At 67.3% G+C, this 4,156-nt stretch carries 8 protein-coding genes; 7 read left to right on the top strand and 1 reads right to left on the bottom strand.

The genetic code is table 11. The annotated features are described in order from the left end of the window. From ACWCQ6_RS36070 to ACWCQ6_RS36045, 6 genes are all read left to right on the top strand, one after another. The coding region (locus ACWCQ6_RS36070) for a DNA-binding protein (RefSeq protein WP_451096578.1) at positions 1-1,045 on the top strand (1,045 nt) is incomplete at its 5' end. Further along, complete coding sequence (locus ACWCQ6_RS36065) at positions 1,042-1,590, top strand: flavoprotein (protein WP_451096576.1); 549 nt, start codon at positions 1,042-1,044, stop codon at positions 1,588-1,590. The genes ACWCQ6_RS36070 and ACWCQ6_RS36065, both read left to right, overlap by 4 nt. Positions 1,591-1,599: 9 nt before the next feature. Next, positions 1,600-1,773 carry a hypothetical protein gene (locus ACWCQ6_RS36060; RefSeq protein WP_451096574.1) on the top strand — a complete coding sequence of 58 codons (174 nt, stop codon included), beginning with the start codon at positions 1,600-1,602 and terminating at the stop codon, positions 1,771-1,773. A gap of 48 nt (positions 1,774-1,821) precedes the next feature. After that, positions 1,822-2,058 (top strand): hypothetical protein, encoded by a 237-nt coding sequence (locus ACWCQ6_RS36055; RefSeq protein WP_451096572.1) that lies wholly within the window; start codon positions 1,822-1,824, stop codon positions 2,056-2,058. A gap of 262 nt (positions 2,059-2,320) precedes the next feature. Then, complete coding sequence (locus tag ACWCQ6_RS36050; RefSeq protein WP_451096570.1) at positions 2,321-2,605, top strand: DUF6233 domain-containing protein; 285 nt, start codon at positions 2,321-2,323, stop codon at positions 2,603-2,605. 26 nt (positions 2,606-2,631) lie between these two features. Next, a complete protein-coding gene (locus ACWCQ6_RS36045) occupies positions 2,632-2,841 on the top strand; it encodes a hypothetical protein (protein ID WP_451096568.1) in 210 nt (69 codons plus the stop codon). Between the two features lie 175 nt (positions 2,842-3,016). Here the strand turns inward: ACWCQ6_RS36045 and ACWCQ6_RS36040 are convergent, their stop codons facing one another. Then, positions 3,017-3,586 carry a recombinase family protein gene (locus ACWCQ6_RS36040; protein WP_451096566.1) on the bottom strand — a complete coding sequence of 190 codons (570 nt, stop codon included), beginning with the start codon at positions 3,584-3,586 and terminating at the stop codon, positions 3,017-3,019. 229 nt (positions 3,587-3,815) lie between these two features. Between ACWCQ6_RS36040 and ACWCQ6_RS36035 the strand changes: the two genes are divergently transcribed. Next, positions 3,816-4,156 (top strand): hypothetical protein (locus tag ACWCQ6_RS36035; protein ID WP_451096564.1); only part of this gene is annotated, 341 nt, incomplete at its 3' end.

Below are 4,156 nucleotides of genomic sequence, written 5' to 3'. Positions count from 1 at the left end.
GGTCCTGCGCATCCCCTTGGAGCAGCTACTGATGGACGGGCCTCTTGAGCCACCCTCGACGACCACGCCGCCTGTCGAGGCGCTCGCTGTCATTGATGTCCTCTACCGCAGCGACGATGAGACCGGGGATCCCCCGCCGCTCGCGGAGCTGCGACGACGGCTCACGTACTGCTGCGAGGCATTCCAGGCATGCCACTACGGGGCGCTCGGACGAGACCTGCCCATGCTGATCGTCAGGTCCAGGCAGTGCGCAGCGCGGGCCGGCGCTGAGGCCAGCGAGGCCCACGCTCTGCTGTCGCGAGTCCTTCAGCTGACTGCCTCATTCCTTCATAAGTACGGTCCGGCGACGGCAATTCAAGCTGCCGTGGTTGCCGACCGGTCCCTGGCTGCAGCAGAGCGCTCCGGTGACGCGGTCGCGATCGGTGCGGCGTCGAGGCGGGTTGCGAAGTCGCTCACGTATCAGCAGCAACCGCGCGCGGCCGTGGACTTCGCCATAGGGGCGGCGCGGCGCCTGTCCACGGATTTGGAGGCGAGCGGCCCTCTGGGGTTGTCGACGCTCGGCATGCTGTACCTGAACGCTGCGATCGCAGCCGCGTCCCTGGACCGGTCGACGGCCGCGGTTCGACAAGCCAGTGAACACGTAGATCAGGCTGCCGAAGTGGCTGACCAACAGGGTGCCGACCTCGACGAGGACTACACGATGTTCGGGCCGACGAACGTGGGTCTCCACCGGGTGGATGTGCTGACCAGATTCGAGGACGGGTGGTCGGCGATCGAAGCTGCGGATGGACTGGAGGGCGAAGCGCTGTATGGGCTATCGAAGGAGCGGCAGGCCCAGCACCTCATCACGATGGCACGCGCTCAGCTCTTGACACGGCGGAAGGAGACCGCTGCCGAGTCGCTGATCGAGGCGGCGCGGCTGGCCCCGGAAGAGGTCATCGGCCGGCAGTCCACGGTCGACCTCGTAGCCGACGTGGTCGGGGCAACCCCGGTTCCCGGCGGGGACTTGCGCCGCCTGGCCGCGCGATGTGGACTCCCCGCATGACGAAGCGAGTTCTCTATCTCATTGCCTGCGCGGCCGGCCCGACCCAGTACATCGACGAGGGCGTCCGGCAGGCGCAGGCGCGCGGCTGGGATACCTGCCTGATCCTGACGCCGTCGGCGGCGACCTGGTGGGGGCCGCGCATGGCCGAGCTGGAGAAGCTGACCGGGCACCCGGTGCGGTCCCGGTACAAGCTCCCCTGGGAGACAGACGCGCTTCCAAAACCGGACGCCATGCTCGTCGCTCCGCTCAGCTGCACCAGCCTGAACAAGTGGGGCAACGGTATCGCCGACACGGTGGCTCTTGGGCTGGTATCCGAGGGCGTACACATGGGTGTGCCGGTGGTCGCGATGCCGTACTTCAATCAGGCGCAGGGTGCTCAGCCGGCTGTGGCCCGCAGCATCGCTGACCTCCGCAGCCAAGGCGTGGTCTTCCTCGACGGGCCTGACGGGTACGAGTCGCACCCTCCGAAGCAGGGCAACCCGCAGGCCTTCCCCTGGCATCTCGCCCTCGACGCGGTCGGGGCCATTGTCAGTCCTGCCCCGTAGCTTGTTCTCATGTCGATCACTCCTTCCCCTGTCACACCTGTGCGCTCGCCCGCCGCGGTGAACGCGGACATCCGCGCGCTGTGGGCGGCCGGCCCGCTGTCGGCGGAAGGTGAGGCGGAGTACCAGCAGCTGCTGGTGGAGTGGGAAGCTGCGGTCCGGGCGGATGTCGTCAAAGCGGCATGACCTGCGCGGCTGCGTTCGATGGTCAGCGCCGCCGTTTACGATCCGGCCGTGGCAATCGATATCCCTGAAGAACTGATCATGCTGGAACGTTCCGCCGCTGAAGAGCAGCGCAAGGCCCTCGCCGAGCCCTACACAAAGGAGGCGTGGGAGCCGTGGCGTGAGGCGGCGGCGAAGTTCCAGGCCGCGGTGACCGCGCACGCCGAGGCGACCGGGGTGTCCCGGGTCGAACTGGAGATGGCCGTGAAGAGAGCCGTGCTGCATCCGGAGCCGGAAGGCGACGGCTGACGCACGTCCGCCCCTCCCCCGGGCGCTGTTCCGGGTGAGGGGCGGTCTCGTAGCTGCGCCCAGCCATAGGCGCGAATGGGATGAGTCCACGGTACTGGGCCGGTATGACAACCGCGGTGGCCCGCCGCGACGGGGGTGACACGGCGGGCCACGGCCAGTGTGGCAGGGGTGGGCGAAGTTCGCCGAGATCCAGGAAAGACTTAGAATCGAACTTATATCCGATAGTCCGTCGCGCCTGGTCATGCTGCGCTTCCTCAGGAGAGTGCAGGAGCAGCAGCTCGCCCAGACCGACCGGTGGATCGCCGACGAGGAACGCCGCGAGGCTGAGCAGCGGCAGGGTGAGGAGCGGCGGCCACCCACCCCGGACTGGGTGATGGAGCTCAGCATCGGCCTCGGTGCCCGGCCCATCGAGGTCCACGCCGGACACTGCTACGCCATCGGGAAGCGCCATCGGGCCATCAGCCGCGAGCAGGCCCTTGCCACGCTCGCCGAGGGGATCCGGGCGTGCACGCACTGCCGGCCGGACACGGAACTCGGGGTGCTGTGACCTCGGCGGAGTTGCACCCTGGAGGCATGAACGCCCCGATAGTCGTGCACCACCCTTCCTCCGCAGGCGGCCGGGCGGTCACCATCAACGGTGAGATCGCCGGCCTCGCCCGCGACGACCGCGACCTCCTTGAATTCCTCCGGCGGGCCGGGATCTACGACGCCGAGCATGCCCTCGACAACCCGAACTGGGTCGAGTGGCGCGGCGGCGAGGCCCACCACTACGAGGCGGCGTGACGAGGGGTGACACCGCCAGACTGATGGCCTACGGTGCAGGTGCGGCCACCGCGTTTCGCAGCGCCTTTCGAGGTGAGCCTTCGGGCCCTCGGTGGCCGCACCCAAACATAGAGCAGCGCCCCGACCGGATTACCGGTCGGGGCGCTGCTGCGTCAGCCTGGACTGGCGACCGATGTCACGCCTTCTCCAGGTGCCGGTAGATGGTGGGCCGACTAACGCCGAACTCTTCGGCGATGTGCTGAACCGTGTACTTGCGCTTGCCGTCGTCGCCGACCTCGTCGTACATCTCTTGCGCCAGCTTGATCTGACGAGGTCGGAGCTTCGGCTTCTGCCCGCCAGTGCGACCGCGGGCTCGCGCGGCGGCGAGGCCGTCCAGGGTTCTCTCCGAGTTCAGCGACGCCTCGAATTCGGCTACGGCGCCGACCATGTTGAAGACCATGCGTCCGGACGCAGTCGATGTATCGACGCCGAGGTTGAGGACTACGAGGCCGACACCGGCGGCCCGGAAGGTGGATTCGAGTTCGATCAGGTTGGCGAGGCTGCGGCCGAGGCGGTCGAGCTTGGTCACCACGACCGTGTCCCCTTCCCGCATCTGCTCCAGGAGTCGGTTGAGTTCGGGGCGGGATGCGAGCTTGCCGCTTCTCTTCTCGATGAAGAGTCGGTCGCATCCTGCTTCGGTGAGCGCGTCGTGTTGCGCTTCGGGGTGTTGGTCGCGCGTCGATACGCGCCCGTAGCCGAGTCTCATGACTCCAGTGTACGCAAACGGGGGAGGTCGTTACATAGATGCGGACACGAGTTCCGCAACAAAGAAGCCGCAGGAAGCTACGATTCACCGACTCGCGTCTCACAGACGTTCGTTTGCGGACACCCCTACCTCTCACGAAGCCCCCCCCCCCCGCTGTAGACACGTCTACAGGTGACCTGTAGAGTCATCTACAGATGGGGGGCGGCGGTCGCACCCGGAGGGGAACACCATGTTGACCATCACCCACCGCACCGGCGACTACTACGGCGACGGCAGCAGCAATCTCATCTGGGAGACCCGCGACGAGGACAGCCAGCTCATCGCCGAGCTGTACGTCTCCACCGACCGCCACGAGATCATGAACATTTGGGTGGACGATGACCACCGCGGCGAAGGCCATGCCCGCCGTCTGTACGAGACCGCCACCGCCCAGACGGACGTCTTCCACGCCCCCGTCGGCCACCGCACAGAAGAAGTTGACGTGCTCCCTGGCCTAAAGTCCAGGGATTCCGGCCTGGGTCGTCCGACCCTTCCGGGGGCTTCCTGCTTCACCGCGCTGCGCGGGCACGG

The organism is Streptomyces sp. NPDC001880 (genome assembly GCF_053594575.1).
The sequence above is the reverse complement of the archived record's forward strand: the minus strand, read 5'-3'. Positions and strand labels throughout refer to the sequence as shown.

Excerpts from the sequence above, each read along its gene's own strand:
- ACWCQ6_RS36065 (WP_451096576.1), top strand. The coding sequence starts at position 1,042 with ATGACGAAGCGAGTTCTCTATCTCATTGCCTGCGCGGCCGGCCCGACC.
- ACWCQ6_RS36060 (WP_451096574.1), top strand. The coding sequence starts at position 1,600 with ATGTCGATCACTCCTTCCCCTGTCACACCTGTGCGCTCGCCCGCCGCG.
- ACWCQ6_RS36045 (WP_451096568.1), top strand. The coding sequence starts at position 2,632 with ATGAACGCCCCGATAGTCGTGCACCACCCTTCCTCCGCAGGCGGCCGG.
- ACWCQ6_RS36040 (WP_451096566.1), bottom strand. The coding sequence starts at position 3,586 with ATGAGACTCGGCTACGGGCGCGTATCGACGCGCGACCAACACCCCGAA.